The sequence below is a fragment of the Paenibacillus sp. tmac-D7 genome (assembly GCF_006519665.1).
In the GTDB taxonomy this organism is placed as follows: domain Bacteria; phylum Bacillota; class Bacilli; order Paenibacillales; family NBRC-103111; genus Paenibacillus_G; species Paenibacillus_G validus.
Genome location: NZ_VIDW01000023.1, coordinates 39,171 through 56,094, shown reverse-complemented (window position 1 = coordinate 56,094; position 16,924 = coordinate 39,171). Strand labels below are relative to the sequence as shown.

Annotated in this window: 13 protein-coding genes; 2 read left to right on the top strand and 11 right to left on the bottom strand. The window is 46.6% G+C overall.

All coding sequences use genetic code 11. The features are described 5' to 3' along the window. Positions 1 to 5: 5 nt before the first annotated feature. The 11 genes from FKP33_RS16515 to FKP33_RS16465 all read right to left on the bottom strand — a co-directional run bounded on the left by FKP33_RS16515 (position 6) and on the right by FKP33_RS16465 (position 13,875). Positions 6 to 1,628, bottom strand: a complete 1,623-nt coding sequence (locus FKP33_RS16515) for a thiamine pyrophosphate-binding protein (protein WP_181410184.1) — start codon at positions 1,626 to 1,628, stop codon at positions 6 to 8. Between the two features lie 27 nt (positions 1,629 to 1,655). After that, complete coding sequence (locus tag FKP33_RS16510) at positions 1,656 to 3,134, bottom strand: aldehyde dehydrogenase (RefSeq protein ID WP_141335795.1); 1,479 nt, start codon at positions 3,132 to 3,134, stop codon at positions 1,656 to 1,658. An 18-nt stretch (positions 3,135 to 3,152) separates the two neighbouring features. Next, positions 3,153 to 4,652 carry a tripartite tricarboxylate transporter permease gene (locus tag FKP33_RS16505; RefSeq protein WP_141335794.1) on the bottom strand — a complete coding sequence of 500 codons (1,500 nt, stop codon included), beginning with the start codon at positions 4,650 to 4,652 and terminating at the stop codon, positions 3,153 to 3,155. 23 nt (positions 4,653 to 4,675) lie between these two features. After that, positions 4,676 to 5,119, bottom strand: coding sequence for a tripartite tricarboxylate transporter TctB family protein (locus tag FKP33_RS16500; RefSeq protein WP_127608169.1), 444 nt, complete (start codon positions 5,117 to 5,119; stop codon positions 4,676 to 4,678). Between the two features lie 61 nt (positions 5,120 to 5,180). Further along, the gene (locus tag FKP33_RS16495; RefSeq protein ID WP_127608170.1) at positions 5,181 to 6,206 is read right to left on the bottom strand and encodes a tripartite tricarboxylate transporter substrate binding protein; all 1,026 of its coding nucleotides are present in this window, start codon (positions 6,204 to 6,206) and stop codon (positions 5,181 to 5,183) included. Positions 6,207 to 6,270: 64 nt separating this feature from the next. Beyond that, entirely contained in the window at positions 6,271 to 7,032 is a 762-nt protein-coding gene (nfsA, locus tag FKP33_RS16490) for an oxygen-insensitive NADPH nitroreductase (protein ID WP_141335793.1), read from the bottom strand. A gap of 180 nt (positions 7,033 to 7,212) precedes the next feature. Further along, positions 7,213 to 8,421 carry a 2-methylaconitate cis-trans isomerase PrpF family protein gene (locus FKP33_RS16485; RefSeq protein WP_127608172.1) on the bottom strand — a complete coding sequence of 403 codons (1,209 nt, stop codon included), beginning with the start codon at positions 8,419 to 8,421 and terminating at the stop codon, positions 7,213 to 7,215. 120 nt (positions 8,422 to 8,541) lie between these two features. Then, positions 8,542 to 9,804: a nickel-dependent lactate racemase family protein gene (locus FKP33_RS16480; RefSeq protein ID WP_141335792.1), complete on the bottom strand. Its 1,263-nt coding sequence runs from the start codon at positions 9,802 to 9,804 to the stop codon at positions 8,542 to 8,544. Positions 9,805 to 9,865: 61 nt separating this feature from the next. Beyond that, on the bottom strand, positions 9,866 to 10,858 hold the full coding sequence (locus FKP33_RS16475; protein ID WP_127608174.1) for a 2-hydroxyacid dehydrogenase: 993 nt from the start codon (positions 10,856 to 10,858) through the stop codon (positions 9,866 to 9,868). A gap of 103 nt (positions 10,859 to 10,961) precedes the next feature. Further along, positions 10,962 to 12,476 (bottom strand): FAD-dependent tricarballylate dehydrogenase TcuA, encoded by a 1,515-nt coding sequence (gene tcuA / locus FKP33_RS16470; protein ID WP_141335791.1) that lies wholly within the window; start codon positions 12,474 to 12,476, stop codon positions 10,962 to 10,964. A 232-nt stretch (positions 12,477 to 12,708) separates the two neighbouring features. After that, entirely contained in the window at positions 12,709 to 13,875 is a 1,167-nt protein-coding gene (locus FKP33_RS16465; RefSeq protein ID WP_181410183.1) for an efflux RND transporter periplasmic adaptor subunit, read from the bottom strand. Positions 13,876 to 14,395: 520 nt separating this feature from the next. On the opposite strand from FKP33_RS16465, the gene allC reads away from it, so the two are divergent. Continuing rightward, on the top strand, positions 14,396 to 15,682 hold the full coding sequence (allC, locus tag FKP33_RS16460) for an allantoate deiminase (RefSeq protein ID WP_141335789.1): 1,287 nt from the start codon (positions 14,396 to 14,398) through the stop codon (positions 15,680 to 15,682). Beyond that, positions 15,679 to 16,923: a pyridoxal-phosphate-dependent aminotransferase family protein gene (locus FKP33_RS16455; protein WP_127608178.1), complete on the top strand. Its 1,245-nt coding sequence runs from the start codon at positions 15,679 to 15,681 to the stop codon at positions 16,921 to 16,923. The genes allC and FKP33_RS16455 overlap by 4 nt, the downstream gene beginning before the upstream one ends. The last annotated feature ends 1 nt before the right edge of the window (position 16,924 follow it).

The window sequence follows — 16,924 nt, the reverse complement described above, 5'->3', positions numbered from 1 at the left end:
AACCTCTATAGTTCTCGAATCGCTTCAAACTGTTCGTGATAGGTCGACGGATCAATCTTAGCTTCTATGATGGAAGGCATGCCGTTAGTGGAGGCAAGTGCCTGACGGATAGCCAATCTGAGCTCGTCTTCCGTCTCGGCGCTCCACCCGTTAGCTCCTAAACTTTCGGCAAATTTGACGTAATCCGGTGCCACAAACTCGGTACCAAACGGCTTGCTGTAGCCTTTCTTAACCTGCTTAACATCCATCAGGCTCAACCTGCGGTCGGAGAATATAATTGAAATCACAGGCCATTTGTTTTGCACAGCGGTGGCGATTTCCGGCAATCGCATCATGAATCCCCCATCACCGGTTAGAGAAGCGACCACCTTATTGGGATAAACATGCTGCAGAGCCATTGCAGCAGGCAGCCCAAAGCCCATAGTTGCCAATCCGTTTGAGATAAAAAAGGACTGCGGGTTCATCGACTCCCACAATTCAATAACCAGCAGCTTGCTGGCTCCAACGTCGGCGGTCATCAAAACATCCTTGGGCAGTTCCTCCTGCGTGATCATGATGACCTTGTCTGCGGTGAGAGCAGGACCCGATGTCTCTAAGGTCACTCTTACCAGATTACGATAGCTGGCTACTTCATCCAGCTTCCATTGATTACTGCAGTCCGTCATATATTCACGAATGGAATGTAAGGTATTTCCAATGTCCCCCACCGCTTCCACAACGGCACGGTACATTTCTTGATCATTTGAATCATTGCTTATGTAGACAACGGGCTGCGTGTACCGCCATTTCTTAGGCAGCAGTTCAACAGGGTCAAGACCAATTCCAACAATCAAATCACATTTATCCATGATGGAAGTCTCGAGTCTTCCGCCCATGAATACACCTAGCGACAGTTCATGATAATCACTTAAAGACCCTTTAGCCTTAGCTGTTTTAAATGTTGGAATGCCAAATTGTTCGATAAACGCTTTTAAATGTTCGTACTGTTCCCCATTACCTGTATTAATGCTTAGACCCACAATAGCAACGGGGAATTTAGCTTTTTTAATGAGAGCGGCCGCAGCTTTCAAGCTGGCCTCATCAGCCGTCAGCCGATAAGCATCACGGCAGAAGCTGCCGGTGTCTTCGTCGACATCCTTGTTAATGATGTCATTCGGAACGTCGAAGTGTACAGGCCCTCTCTTGGGAGTCATGGAGACAGTGTATCCTCTATTTAACATGCTGCTCCAATTGGAAACCGACAGGCTGCTGGCGAGCTTGGTTAGCGGTTTAAAAGCCTCAATGTGGGACACCTTTTGCCGCAGCGCGTAATCTACGCTATCGTGACCATATCTGTCACTCAATGAGATTAACGGCGCACGGTCCAATAAGGCGTACGCAATACCCGTTGACATAGATAAGGCTCCCGGCCCGAGGTCAGAAAGGCATACGCCTGGCTTACCGGTGACCTCGCCGTACACACTTGCCATAATGGCGGCTGTAGTTTCGTTCTGAGTCAGTACAAATTCCATATCAAGATCACCCATATAACATAGCAAATCGGAACTGCTTCCCCCTCCAGGAAGGCCGAACACCGTATTGATTCCTGAATTTCCTAATTTCCTGGTAATCGCTTCTCCTAATTTCAAACTCGTCACCTCTCCACTATTCTGAGCTCACATTTGTATCGAGAACGGATCCCGCGTATCGTCGGATAAATTCAACATGATATTCTTGATCTGTGTGTATTCCAACAGCGCATGCCAGCCTCTTTCTCTCCCATGGCCGCTCAATTTTACCCCTCCGAACGGAGCTTGAGCTGCCGATGTCCTATATGTATTCACCCAAACGGTTCCCGCCTGAATTTGTCTGGCTAACCGGTGAACCCGCTTCACATTGGACGTCCATATCCCGGATGCCAAGCCATACTTGCTGTCATTGGCAATCTGTACAGCTTCGTCTTGATCTGTGAATGGAATAACAGACAGAACGGGTCCAAAAATTTCTTCCTGCGCAATCGTACTTTTATTATCAACATCGATGAATATCGCGGGGGCAATAAAATAGCCGTTCTTCAGCTCATGATCGGTTACTGCATGGCCTCCATAAACTAATTTTGCTCCCTCGTCTTTCCCCTTGCTGATCATCCCGAGAATCCGATCATACTGAGGCTTATTCGCGGCTGGGCCCATTTCCGTTAACGGATCTATAGGATTGCCTAATCGAATCGTTTTTGCTTTGTCCACAATCTTTTGAATCACTTCATCGTAAACGGAGTGCTGTACAAGCAGACGCGATCCGGCAATGCAGGTTTGGCCGCTTGCGCCATAGATGCCCGCTACCGCTCCGATTACAGCCGCATGAATATCCGCATCGTCGAAAATGATATTAGGGGATTTCCCTCCGAGTTCAAGGGTTACCGGAATCAAATTCTGGCTTGCATTGCGGGAAATGAGCTTACCGGTTTCCGTCCCGCCGGTAAAGCTGATCTTGTTTACGCCCGGGTGCTGCGTTAAGTAATTTCCTACCCTGCCGTCCCCTGTGACGATATTCACCACACCATCCGGAAAACCGGCCTTTTGAATCAGCTTGCCCAGCTCTAATGTAGTGGCGCTTGTGTGCTCAGAGGGCTTAATCACAACCGTGTTCCCTGCAGCCAGGGCCGGCGCAAGCTTGTTGGCCAATATGGCAATAGGCGAGTTCCACGAGGTGATAAGAACGACTACGCCGACGGCTTCCCTTAGGGTATAGTCGAACATCAACGGATTATCGAGCGGAATGACTTCGCCATATAATTTGTCGGCGTAACCTGCGAAGAAACGATAATTTCTAGCGGCAAAATGCATCTGATTTGTTGTTTCGCGAATCACTTTGCCGTTATCGGTTGTCTCCAGTGCGGCCATTCGCTCCGCATCTTCGTCTAATAGATCAGCGAATTTCATTAACAATCGGGCTCTCTCTAAACCGTTTACATGTTTCCAGGACGTATCAAACGTTGTACGCGCCGCTTCGATCGCTTCGTTCACATCCTCTTCCGAAGCTTGTGGAATCTCCGACCAAACTTCTTGATTGAACGGATTGATCGACGGGAAACGTTCCTTGGTTGAGCTGTCCACCCAGCGTCCCTTGATTAGCATTTGGTAATGAGCTGCCATGTTCCTGTTCACCCGCCTCTATATTGAAATGTCTTCTTTTTTAACAGATCTCTTTTTCAAAAATTGAAAAAGCATGTTGCCTACAAGAAGGGCTATCAAGCCTACAAGGACGATGGAGTACCCTCTGGAGACAAAAATGCTGTAACTGCCATCAGATAACATCAATGAGCGCCTTAAGCTTTTCTCCAGCATCGGGCCAAGCACGAATGCCAATATGAACGCGGGGAAAGAATAATCCAGCTTTAAAATAAAGAAGCTGACCACACCGACGATGATCGTAACCCACACATCAAAAAGGGAGCCCCTCGCGGCAAAAGCACCGATCAAAGCTGCAAAAAGGATGATCGGAATCAAAATATAGTTTGGAATGGTTAACGTTCTAGCCCACAAGGACGTAGTCCATTTGCCCAAATAATACATCGCAATCGTCGCAACCAGAAATCCCCAGAAAATCCCGTAGATCAGATTGGGATCATTCTTAAACACCTGCGGGCCGGGTTGAATGCCGTGAATCATAAATGCGGATAAAATCACGGCTGTAGCGGCTGACCCAGGAATCCCCAACGTTAATAAGGGAATTAAGGCTCCGCCCACAACCGCATTGTTGGCTGCTTCAGGGGCGGCAATTCCATTCGGTTCCCCCTTCCCGAATTTTTCCGGATTTTTCGAAGATCTTTTAGCATCCGTGTAGGCAAGCCACGAAGCCGGACCCGCTCCTAATCCCGGGATAATCCCCGCCAGAGTTCCGATAATCGATCCCTTCCATACACTTTTATTGACTGATTTATACTCCTTCCATGTTAAATTCGTCTTCAAATTCTGGTTGTCTGTTACGTAGCGCTTATTCAGATCATCTGTCAACATCGACAATACTTCCGAAATGGCGAACATCCCCGTCAGCATGGCAATCATCGAGAGTCCTTCCATCAAATCCATGCTTCCCATTGTAAATCTTTGAGATCCCGTAAAGACATCCATGCCGATCATGCCGAGAAGCAGCCCCAGCAGTACGGACACAGCGCTTTTCATCGCATCCTTCGAGCTTAAACTGATAATGCATACGAGTCCTAAAACCCCGATTAAGAAAAATTCCGGGTCGGCAAACTTGATGGTCAGTTTGGTTAAAGGGATGGCCAGCACCATCAATATTAAGGTTCCGAATAATCCCCCGATGGTGGATGAGGTTAAAGAATAGCCTAACGCCTTGCCTGGAAATCCTTGTTTCGCCATGGCGTTGCCGTCAAGTGTTGTCGCGACAGCCGCGGCATTACCCGGTATGCCTAGTACAATAGACGAAATGGAACCCCCATATTCAGCGGATTGATAGAGGGATACCAGCATGAGAATAGAAGCCAACGGGTCCATATTGTAGGTAAGCGGTAATAGCAGAGCGATGCCAACCGTGGGTCCGAGTCCTGGTAGAACTCCGATAAATAACCCGAATATGGCGCCAAAAATAATGGCGAACATATTTCCCCAAGTAAACAGAAGGGAGAAATCAAAGGAAAAAAACTCCATATACGAACCTCCATACCCGGTTTTTAGAAGGTGATGCCCAATAGAAGTTCAAAAGTTCCATACACCAGCAGCACCATTAGCAGTGAAATACCCATGGCTTTACATACTTTTATAAAAGAAGGTTTGGCTTGATCGTACAAATATATGAGAATGGCAAGAAAAACAAACGATACGATGTAAAACAAGCCCATCCATTCCCAAACAGCTGTAAATAAGGCGGACAGTACTATCGTCCAAATGATATAGCGAAGATTAGGCAGCGGGATGTGTTGGTCATTTTTCTTCATTGTCGTAAAAAAGCTGAGGATACAGCACAGAATGAGAAGGACACTCACTATGCCGGGAAAGTAGGCCGGCCCGATTTGCCCGCTGGATGACTTGGGCAATGTTTGAGAGGAGATGAAAAAAAACGCTCCAATGCCGATGAAAAAAAGCAAAGATATATAAGTTGCTAATTTATAGCCCATCCCTACGCCTCCGTTGCCATGTAATGGTTGGGGAATCAGCCTGTGCTAATCCCCCTTTCAATTAGTTGGGCAAGCCTTTGAATACTTCTTCCCCATCTTTCATAAATTGTTCAAAGTATTTGGCGAAATCGGCGCTGTTCTTGTAAAAGTCGATTTGGTTTTCTTTTTTCTGATATTCCTGCCACTCCGGATCCTTCATGGCCTGTTCAAACGCCTTTTCCAATTTTTCCAGTCTCTCTTTGGGAATGCCCGGCTTTCCGAAGAAACCTCTCCATATATTTTCATCTGCGATTTTCGTGAGACCGAGCTCTTTCAAGGTAGGAACGTCTTTACGGTTCGGAGCCCGCTCACCGCTGCTCACGGCTAACAAACGAAGGTCACCGGAATCGACCTGCGCATTCACAACCGAACTGGATCCTACCAGGACATCCACATTTCCTCCTAACAGTGCAAGCACCGACTTGTTTCCCCCGTCATAAGGAATATAGCTCGCTTGAATTCCAGCCTCTTTGAATATTTTTAAAGCGAGTACATGATTGGTTCCTTTAACCGTCGAGCCGGAAAACTTCAGCTTACCGGGATTTTCCTTGGCGAATTTCACCAGCTCCTCAAATGTTGTAAATGGGCTGTCTTTCTTTACGGCCACAGTTTGATAATCCGCGTTGATCGTTGCGATGGGAAGGATATCCTTCGATTTAAGAGAGACTTGGCCCGCTGCCATTGTGTAGGCAAAGGTCGAAGAGTGATAAACAATGGTGTAACCATCAGCCGGCTGCGCTAACATATGCGTTACGCCGATTGCGCCGCTTCCGCCCTCTTTATTGACGATAACGAGGGATTGTCCGAGGTATTTCTCGGCAATCTTGCCAAAGGTTCTGGAGAACACATCGCCGGGAGACCCGGCTGTGAAAGGAACTACCAAGTTGATGGCTTTGTGAGGGTAATCATCCGCTTTATTGGCTGAACCGGTATCCTTCGACATCACTTCCGTCGAATGGGTCGATCTCTGTGCACCGCAGGCCGCAAGTGCCAGTACCAGAAATAAAATAAAGATAGGAGAAACCGCTTTTTGAATTTTTTTCTTCAAACCAATTACCTCCCTAACCTCATAAATGTATTAGAAATACCGGTAACCGTCGTTATGGGTAGTCTCATCTAAGAAGAAAGCCTTGTTCCTTTAAAAAGGACTTCATGAACAATCTTCGGGATGGCTTGCGTTTCATGGTTTGCGTTTCTGTCCAAGTCTCAGATCGGCTGCCTTCGGTCCTGTTGAGATAATATTGTTTCATCACTTCGTCATATTTTCGAATATGTAGGGACGTATCTTCGATTCGTTTATACTCATTTTCAAAATAAAACGCTTTCAAAGGAAGCCGGGGCTTTTTTTCCGGGATTTCCTCGGGATAGCCGATACACATCCCAAAAACCGGGTAAACCCGCCTCGGTAAGTTCAACAGTTGCGTTACTTCATAGGGATAATTTCGCAGCCCTCCGGTATAAACAATCCCAAATCCAAGCGCTTCAGCGGAAACAGCGGTATTTTGCGCTGCGAGCGCGGCATCGATCGTTGAAATCAGAAACATCTCTGTAGTATCCAGCGATTCGGCCATATCCACCCCGCTGAGAAGCGAGATCTGTTCCAACCGATATAAGTCTGCACAGAAAACGAGGAACTCAGCGCAGGTTTTCACGTGAGTTTGATTGCCGGCATACACTGACAATTTACTTCTCTTCTTAGGATCGGTCACCCTAATAATCGAATAAGATTGGCCGTGGCTTGATGAGGAAGCTGCTTGGGCCGACCTAATGATGTGCTCCAAATCGGATTCAGCAATTTCTTTATTTATGAATTTACGTACGGATCGATGATTTTGTAATAGACGGATCACATCGGGATAATTTTCAGCATTCATCGAAGTTCATTCCCTCCCTCTTGGCACCTTTGTGCGATGGAAATAGCTTGATCTGCTCTTCATTTCAAAGCAGTAGATTCAAACCGAATGATAGCGCTTTCCTTTCTCTGTTCCTCATCACTTCCTTTTCCAGTTTTAGGCTTTCACTGCAAATTTACTATTATTTCAACATTTAGACAATTATTCACAAATTCCTTCTTTTACTTGTGCATCCCCCGGCATCCAGCTTCGAAGCAGTGCGGCTGGAACATGGGCATAGCCCTCCATTAATCTTCTGGCCGTCCGTCCATTCGCGGCCCTTGTCACTCTCCAGTTATTACCGTCTTGTACGACAACGGATTCCACTTCTAGGATTCCGGACGGATGGCCAATCTTTACCTCCGGGTTAGGCGAAGAAAATAATTGATTAGGAATCGTATCAGGGATTTTGGTAGCCGTGGCGAGAGCCATCGCACCACTGACCGCATAGGCCCTGTGCAGCGACCCCATCGAAATGTAACGGGATACGATATCGACTTCGGTTTCCTGGATCAGCTTGTTTTTATTTGTGGTATATTCACTCGATGAGGAGACTAAGGCTATTTTGGGAAGCGCATGAGTCGACGGGGACACTGCTGCCCGGTCTTCCTCCTTTATAACGCCAATTAATAGTCCACATTCCACCCTAATGTGTTCCAATGTGTCCAGCAGGTGTGGATGACCGTTAATTTCTGTTTCTGACTCAATACCCTTCAGCCCCAGATCTGTCGCCCGAACAAAAATCACAACATTCGCACAGTCAATAATCGTGACTTGAAAATCCCGCCCATCTTTAAGTTGGACTAGATCAACTGGATTTCCAGTGGGAAGAGTTCTGCCGGTAAATCCACCGCCCGAGTCCAAAAAGTTGATCATGATTCTCGATGATGCTCCGGAAACGCCGTCAATTACATAATCGCCCTCATATTGGATTTGCCCGTTCTTGACCGGTATTTCCGCAACTATGATTTTATTCGTATTCGTATTATAGATATGGACGTGAGTGGTGGGCTCCTTCAATTCCACGTAGCCCTCCTCTGCAGCATACAAGCCTACAGCAGTAACGAAATTCCCACAAGTTACGTTATAATCAATTCTTTTGCTCTTCAGGCTGACTTGACCAAATGTATAATCAATATCCGCATCCGGATGTGAGGGGCGTCCGACCAGCGCGAGTTTGCTTTGCAGAGGCGTACCTCCGCCAAGCCCATCAATTTGATTAATGTCAGGAGTACCGTATAATCGTATAATGACTTCATCCCGCAATGCAGGATCCCAAGGAAGATCTGAATTTCTCAGTACCAAACCTTTGCTGGTTCCCCCCCTCATGATGACGGCTGGAATTTTATGAATTTGGCCAAAATCGTACATAGCCTTACCTCCATTGGGTAAATTTGTTCATACAATTATGGTAGCACCCTGTGGAGAATAAAAAAAATACATTTATTCTTTGTTTATATATAAAAAAATTCGATGTTAACATGTCATGTTTCACTGTCTTACCTTTAACAGACAATCTACTGCGTAAGGCAGGACGGCTACAGTCGGTGGAGCGGAACATTTCATTTTCGCACTTTGAAATGCCTGTTCGATAGACTTCGAGGGATAGAAAAACATAGTTTTCAATTGTGACGGATCCAAATGATGCGATATAAAGTAGACATTATGCTTGAGTAAGGCGCGGGCATACATATAAGCTTTCGAAGAATGGTTATGGTTGTCAAAGCCGGACTGCTTAAACCGATCGATCACTTCCTGCGGATCTCTTGACTCTATCAATAATTTCCCAAACGATCCTATACCATCCGGACATTCAGCAACCAAAATAATCGAGCCGCCGGGTTTCGTTATGATTTCAGCAGATGCGAGAGCTTTTTGCGATTGATGCATGTCAAAATCTTTGGGATATCCTCCGGGAGAAACAATGGTAATGTCATATAGATGAGGCACTTCCAATTCCCAAGCCTGTCTGCAAATCGTTACTCCGGCTTCATGAGCTTCTTCCAGATCACCGGCAACAGTAGCTACAATTTCCCCGCGATGATTTTTGACAACATTAACGATGAAATCAACGCCTACGGTTCTCGCGGCCTCGACAGCTTCCTCATGAAACCTGTTGTTTTCGGTAATTCCCATAACGGGTTCTTCCGAACGTATTGGAAAAGAATGATGCTGCAGCAGGCTTGTCACGCCGGCTACACCCGGCACGATACTTTTTCTGCCGCCGCTAAAACCAGCCGTTTGATGTGGAGTGATAATTCCCGTAATAATCGTCAAATCCGCTTCTACTACCAAACGGTTGACTTCGATGTCCAAACCTCTTCTTGTTTGCCCGAGGTAAACCAGTTGGGAAGGATCCGATGCGTTGTGATTGACTATTAAAAATCTTTGGAAATTTTCATACCCTACCATCTCTTGGAGTTCTTCATTCGTGTTCGGGCGATGGTTCCCAGTTGCAACAAGCAAAGTAATCGATGTATCCGGGATCCCGCCTTCGTTTAACTCTTTTGTAATTTCCTCCACTAATAATTTAGTTGGAGTCGGTCTTGTAATGTCATTGATCACAATGACTGCGTTCTTTTTGCCTGCTGCAAGATCGGCCAAGCGCTCACTTCCAATCGGGCTGCGGACCGCTTTCCGAACCTCTTCCCTTTCGTCTAATACTTGGGCCAAAGATTTCACAGCCAGCTCAGCGACAGGAACTTCCAACTCAAAATGCAGTAATCCTTTTCCATAAGGAATTTGATAGATCATCGGTACTTTTCAACTCCCCGGATTATTTGTACTCTATCGCCTCCATTGCTTTCCCCCCATTTCATTGATCCTTTAGAGTTAGCGCTGATAGATTAACGATATCCTTCTCATCGTAAAATGACCCGTGCTGATGAAAATGATTGATATGGCGGCACGCTTTATCCAGCACGTTATGCATCGCCTCCACGGTTCCCCCTCCGATGTGCGGCGTGAGCACCATATTGGTCAATGTAGTAAAAGGATGTCCTCGTTCTATCGGCTCCTGCTCGAACACATCGAGACCGGCACCGAGAATGTGCTCGTCGAGTAAACATCTATACAAGGCCTCCTCATCCACGATCCCGCCTCTGCAGGTATTGATGAGAATGGATGCCGGCTTCATTAATTTAAGTTTGTGTTCGTTGATCAAATGGTACGTCTGCTCATTTAGCGGCGTATGCAGGGAGACGACATCGGACTCAGCCAGAAGCTGGTCCAGCTCCATATAACGAACGTTATTCTGTAACTCCTGTTCGTCGGTCAGACGGTACACATCGAAATAGCGAATATCACAATCAAACCCCTGCAATAGCTTAGCGACCTCCTTTCCAATGGCACCAAAACCAACCAAGCCCACTTTTTTGTGAGACAGCTCATAGGACCGATCCCGCAGTTCTGTCTTTAACCAGCTGCCCTTGTTTACAATTTCGTTATGGGCGATATTCATTTGCTTGAAGACCATCATCATCAAAGCAACGGCATGTTCCGCCACCGACCGGGCATTTCCCCCCTTTGTCATACTTACGGGAATCCCTCTGTTCGAAGCGGTTTCAAGATCAATGTTGTTTACACCGGCACCTAATTTTTGAATAAACCGGCAGGTTTCGGCTTGTTCCATCCATTCCTTAGAAATGCCTCTTGTAAAAGTAATGAGTACGTTAGCCGAAGAAATATGGTTGTGCACGTCGCGGTCATTTTCACAAAACACGATTTCAAAATCGGCGTGCAGCTTACTTCGAATTAAACTTTTCATGCGATCAGAAATTTTATCGAGCGAGACCACTTTGGCCTTCATCTTTCCCGTCACTCCTTCGTTGACTGGCGGATAAAATAAAAATAGTCCTCACTGCGCTGGCAGTTGAACTATCTTTATTGAAAAAAAATCTTTATTGAAAACGTTATTGGTTAACGATATCTTTCGTTTTCCCCCTTACATAACGGCTTGCGGAGGCTCCCGCGAATTTGCCGAAAACGGCACCTGACATCAGGCCGGATCCGCCGGGATAATTTTCATAGAATAAACCGCCAACCATTTCACCTGCTGCATAGAGCCCGGAAATAGGTGCACCCTCTTTGTCCAGCACCTCGCCGGTCGGATTCACATGCACACCGCCAAAGGTAAATGTAATGCCGCAAGTAACGGGAAACGCATAGAAAGGTCCCTGGTCCATACGCAGCGCCCAATTAGATTTCGGGGGCGTAATGCCCTTTGTTCCTTTACCGTCCTTCACTGTAGGATTATAATCGCCTTCCTGCACGGCTTGATTGTATGCCTCGATCGTTTGGAGGAATTGCTCCTTATCTATTTTAATAAGGTCCGCTAATTGTTCCAGGCTATCCGCTTTAAAGAAGGTGGCTTCCTCTAGGAAATACTCCTTGCGAAGCATGGGGTGCACCTGCGCATCGAAAATCTGATAGGCCATGTGGCCCGGCTGTTTTAAGACTTCCCGTCCATATTTCGCATACGTATAGTTTCTAAAATCCGCGCCCTCATCCACGAATCTATTCCCCTCATTATTAAAGATGAGTCCTAGCGGAAAAGAGGACTTTTTGAAGATGTCTCCCGGCTTCGTGAAATCTCCTACTTTAGGTGCGTTAAGGTCAGTTCCGATCGAATGACATCCAGACCAGTCGCCGTAAGCCTGAGCTCCGGCTTCTAACGCTATCTTAAGCCCGTCTCCAGTATTATATTCGGAGCCTCTGACAATTGCTGCATCCCATTGGGAGCCAAGATGCTCGGAACGCATCGTTTGGTTTGCCTCAAATCCGCCGCAGGCCAAAATAACACTACCCGTACGCACCGTTACAATGCCTTCCGGTTGTTCGATTTGAATGGCTGTTACTTGATGATTTTCCATCTCCAGCTTGATGGCACGTGATTCGTACCACACATCGATTCCGAGCTCTGCCACGCGCTCGTTCAATTGGGCAACAAGTCCCACGCCTTTATTTTTGGTTTTCAACGGAAGGCCGCCCCAGAAGTGTGTTTTGCCATCTTTCTCAAAAGATTGATTTTCGTTAAGCTCGAAAATTACTCCATTTTCGTACAGCCATTTAATCACTTTCATGGATTGGGATACTAGTTGTTTGGCTAATTGGGGATCACTTTTTCCTTCTGTTACCCTCATCAAATCATTGTAATAATCTTCTTCATTGTAGACAGGCATATAAATTCTCGCTGCTTCTTCATCCGTTATTCCGGGAAGCACCTCCCTCAGTTCCTCCAGATCACGATAGGCAGTACGTATAGCACCATCCGTGAAAAAGGAATTACCTCCCCGCTTTTGAATCGGCCCTTTTTCAAGTATCAATACTTTCGATCCATTTTCTTTAGCTGATATACCGGCACATAATGCGGCATTCCCTGCCCCTACAACAACCACATCGTAAGTTAAAAAATTTTCATCGGCCATATTTTTAACCTCCACAGTAGGAATAAGTTTATCTGCTTATAAGTGTAATACGGGCATAATCATAATCCAAATATTTAGTTTTTATGATTTAGTATAAGTAATTTTTATCATAAGGGTAGAAATAAAAGCTGTATCATTTTCATTTTGCAAAACAAATAAGCCCGCCATGGCTGGCAGGCTAGACCCTATTGTATATAACTTATTCCAACCGGGATAGCAGAAACACGACTAATTATGGAGTCACAGCAATTTTCTGTTGATCTCTTAGCGAGTCAGGTACATTTACGATAACCAGACTACCTGCTTCAAGTCCCTTTTTCACTTCGATAAAAGCCTCATTTTTGATGCCTGTCTCAATAGGAGTTCGGACTGCCCTTGTTCCTTGTGCCGTCCATACATAGCTTGTTCCGTCGTCGTTTTGCTTCACGGCGGCGTAAGGTACTTGCAAAGCGGATTCAGTTCGGCCGCTTACAAAGTTAACATCCACATTGTATCCGGGAAGCAGCTTAGCGGTGCTTTCGTCCAAGGACAATGTGACAGCGACGACAGCTTTTTTGCCCTGGTTATCTTGAGACGCCTTGGCAATAGGGGCCATTTTGATGACGCGTGCCTTGTATTGCTCTTCACCAAGAGCAGAGCCCTCAATAACGGCTGCTTGATTCATAAAGATTTGAGATATTTGTGCTTCCTTAACATCGGATATGATCTCTATTTGTGAAAGATCCGCTAAGGTCAGCAGCTCCCTGCCCCTTTCTACAATTTGACCCTCCTGTACTGTCAAATCTATAACGGTTCCACTCCTATTGGATACAACCTGCATATTCAAAAGATCCTTTTCCAGTTGTTCCTGTTGAAGTTGAATCTCTTTTACTTTCGCGTCGTACTTAGTTCTGTCTATCAGGCTTGGTCCTTGTTGTATTAAGGCAAGATTATTTTGGGCGGCATTTAAAGCAGATTGGGCCAGCTTCATTTCATCTTCTTTTTGCTGTAATTGCGTGTTAAGTGCTGTACCTGTATCATAATCATTCCTCAATTTATTCCATTCCCTTGTTATCATAGCTAATTTTATTTCTCCCTGATGAATGCTCTCTTCTAGTAGTTTCACTTCCTCCGGCTTTGGTCCTTCCTGCATTTTATTCCAATCAGCCTGCACTTGTTCGAGCTGAAGTTCGAGCTGCTGCAGCTTGAACTGGGTATCGGAAGGATCAATCTCTGCAAGCACTTGCTTCTCTCTTACTTTATCCCCGGCCTTTATGTATACATGAAGCAGTTTTCCATTTGTCTGGGCATAAAACTTACGCTCATCTTTCGGCTTCACCTTGCCGGTTGCCTGGACGTATTGGACCAGATCTGCCTGTGTAACGGATATTACTTTCACTTCCTCTCCTTTACTAAACATGTACAAGACTCCGCTAGCCGAAATTAACAGGACGGCCAGCAGCACGGCCCAAACCATCCGAATCGCCGTCATCCGCTTCCTCTAATGACAAGGGGATGCCTTTATCATAAAACGAATTCTCGAATCCGGATTATTTTATCCCATAATTTGATACAAACCGTATGAGCGTGAAAAAAGCCTGATAAAATCAGGCTTTTTTTGCATAGTTATTGAGAGTTTTAGGCCTGCAAAACTAACTTATCCCTCTCAATCGCATAATGATTGCGAAATCCTCCAAGTGCTCAACAATGGGTTATGCAGAATCTACTTCTAGCTTGCTTCCACTTCTCTTTTCCCGAATTAGGATATTATAGCCAAAAATAAATATCATTATTAGATATATTGAACAATGACTTTCCTTTGACCCAACCCTTATAATTTGGATAAAAAATACGAGATGTAACGAAACATTACACCAAACTAAAGATCGGGCCGGCAAACGCGTGTGGCGCTGTGCCAAGGGTCACTGGGAGGAACCGTTATGGAGGGTAAAGTCACATTCTCGCTGCATGACAAATGCGAAATCATAGAAAGCATTACTGAAGAAATCGAAGAATTCATGCTCTGGATGGGTTCTTTTGGAAAGCAGGAAGAAGGGGGCGTCACGCGCCTGTTGTACTCGGAAGCTTGGCGGGATGCCCAGCTTGCTTTAGCTGCTGCAATGGAACAAGCAGGTTTGGAGGCTTCCTTTGATTGGGTAGGCAATCTGTTTGGAAAACTGCCGGGAACGGAAACGAACAAGACGTCGATTATGACGGGCTCGCATGTGGATACTGTCAAAAACGGCGGGATGTACGATGGCACCTTCGGTATTGCGGCAGGCGTGATTGCCCTGAAATATTTGAAGCAACATTTCGGCATGCCGAAGCGGAGTCTGGAGGTCGTTTCCTTGTGCGAAGAAGAAGGGAGCCGGTTTCCGATGACCTACTGGGGCTCGGGGAGCATTACGGGCCGCAGACATGTTGAAGAAATCGCCTTATTGACCGATGAGAACGGCATTTCTTTTCGCGAAGCGATGGAAGCTGCAGGCTTCGGTTCCGGTACGTTACGGGACAGCCGCCGTCAAGATATCGGCGCGTTTATTGAACTTCATGTGGAGCAAGGCATCGTGCTGGAAAGAAATAACTTGAATATCGGGATTGTCGAGGCCATTGTGGGACAAAGACGCTACACGATCGAAGTAACGGGAGAAGCGAACCATGCCGGGACTACGCCTATGATGTGGAGAAAGGATGCTTTGGGCGGAGCTAGCGGGATGACTCAATATTTGCTGAATGCCGCAAGGGAACAGGGAGCGCCTTTGGTGGCGACGGTAGGCCGGTTTGAGGTCAAGCCCAATGTTGCGAATGTGATACCGGAGAAGGTCATTTTTACAGTAGATGTACGGCATCCGGATGCCACCGTTTTAGAAACGTTTTGTCATCGGTTTTTAACGGAATTCAGAAAAATTGCTGAAGAGCAGGAGCTTCATGTCCAAACCCATTTATGGATGAATGCTTCGCCCGTAAACATGGACAAAGAGTTGTCTGCAAAGATTGAGCGGATTTGCAAAAGCCATGATATTTCTCACCTTAGCATGGCCAGTGGCGCAGGACACGATGCTCAAATGTTTCAACACATCTGTCCGTCGGCCCTTATTTTTGTTCCAAGCCATTTGGGGATCAGCCATTCCCCACAAGAATACACGTCTCCCGCAGATTTGGCCGTCGGCACCGCCGTGTTGATCGAATTATTATATCTGCTGGGCTATAAGGAGGAGGAAATATGAAAATGTATAAGGATTTGTCCCCGTCCCTGCGTACGATCATGACACCCGGTCCTGTGGAAGTGGACCCCAGGGTTCTCAGAGCAATGTCCTTTCCGATCCTGGGCCAATTTGATCCTGAATTCACCGATTTAATGAACGAGACGATGGGGATGCTTCGTCAGGTGTTTCAAACCTCCAATCAGTGGGCATATCCCGTTGACGGGACCTCCCGCTCGGGAATTGAAGCGGCATTAACCAGTTTAATTGAACCCGGGGATAAAGTGCTTATACCGATTTACGGACGATTCGGGTATTTGCTTATGGAAATTGCCGAGCGCTGCGGCGCGGAAATAGCGACTCTGGAAACGGAATGGGGAAGCGTATTCGATCCGGAAGAAGTGATACGGGCCATTCACCGGGAAAAGCCGAAGCTCGTTGCGATCGTGCACGGTGAAACCTCTACGGGACGTATGCAGCCGCTTGCGGACATTGGTAAGGTGTGCAGGGAACTCGATATTTTGCTGGTCGTTGATGCTGTGGCCACGATTGGGGGAACACCGGTTGAGACCGACGCCTGGGGGCTTGATGTGGTCATCGGAGGAACGCAAAAATGTCTTTCCGTGCCTTCGGGCATGTCCCCGCTCACCTATAACAGCCGTGCGGAAGCGAAAATTTTACGAAGAAAAACAATCGAGAAAGGGTTACGCGATCCGATGTCCCAGACCCTTTCGGCAGGAACTGCGATTCGAAGCAATTATTTCGATTTGAGCCAGCTCCAGGATTATTGGAGCCCCGCCCGATTGAATCACCATACGGAAGCGACATCCATGCTTTACGCACTCAGGGAAGGGTTAAGAATTGTTTTGGAAGAAGGCCTGGAAGTTCGTTTTGCGAGACATGCACTAAACGAGAAGGCTTTAATGGCAGGAATTCAAAGCATGGGGCTGCAGCTGTACGGAGACCCGAAATGCAAATTGCCTATGGTTACCTGTATCCGGATTCCTGAAGGTATCGATGGCGAAGCGGTGAGAGCCATGCTGCTGGAGCAGTTCGGAATTGAAATTGCCAGCTCTTTCGGCCCGTTAAAGGGGAAAATATGGCGGATCGGTACGATGGGATTTAGCTGCAGAAAGAAAAATGTGCTGCATCTGCTCGGCGCTTTAGAGGCCGTCATGATCTGCTTCGGTGTGCCAATCCATGCAGCTGCAGGCGTTCAGGCGGCACTCCAGGTTTATCGGGAAGGAGAGGTTCCTGTTGAATAAC

Excerpts from the sequence above, each read along its gene's own strand:
- FKP33_RS16485 (WP_127608172.1), bottom strand. The coding sequence starts at position 8,421 with ATGTACGATTTTGGCCAAATTCATAAAATTCCAGCCGTCATCATGAGG.
- FKP33_RS16500 (WP_127608169.1), bottom strand. The coding sequence starts at position 5,119 with ATGGGCTATAAATTAGCAACTTATATATCTTTGCTTTTTTTCATCGGC.
- FKP33_RS16510 (WP_141335795.1), bottom strand. The coding sequence starts at position 3,134 with ATGGCAGCTCATTACCAAATGCTAATCAAGGGACGCTGGGTGGACAGC.
- allC (WP_141335789.1), top strand. The coding sequence starts at position 14,396 with ATGGAGGGTAAAGTCACATTCTCGCTGCATGACAAATGCGAAATCATA.
- FKP33_RS16505 (WP_141335794.1), bottom strand. The coding sequence starts at position 4,652 with ATGGAGTTTTTTTCCTTTGATTTCTCCCTTCTGTTTACTTGGGGAAAT.
- tcuA (WP_141335791.1), bottom strand. The coding sequence starts at position 12,476 with ATGGCCGATGAAAATTTTTTAACTTACGATGTGGTTGTTGTAGGGGCA.
- FKP33_RS16475 (WP_127608174.1), bottom strand. The coding sequence starts at position 10,858 with ATGAAGGCCAAAGTGGTCTCGCTCGATAAAATTTCTGATCGCATGAAA.
- FKP33_RS16465 (WP_181410183.1), bottom strand. The coding sequence starts at position 13,875 with ATGTTTAGTAAAGGAGAGGAAGTGAAAGTAATATCCGTTACACAGGCA.
- FKP33_RS16455 (WP_127608178.1), top strand. The coding sequence starts at position 15,679 with ATGAAAATGTATAAGGATTTGTCCCCGTCCCTGCGTACGATCATGACA.
- FKP33_RS16480 (WP_141335792.1), bottom strand. The coding sequence starts at position 9,804 with ATGATCTATCAAATTCCTTATGGAAAAGGATTACTGCATTTTGAGTTG.
- nfsA (WP_141335793.1), bottom strand. The coding sequence starts at position 7,032 with ATGAATGCTGAAAATTATCCCGATGTGATCCGTCTATTACAAAATCAT.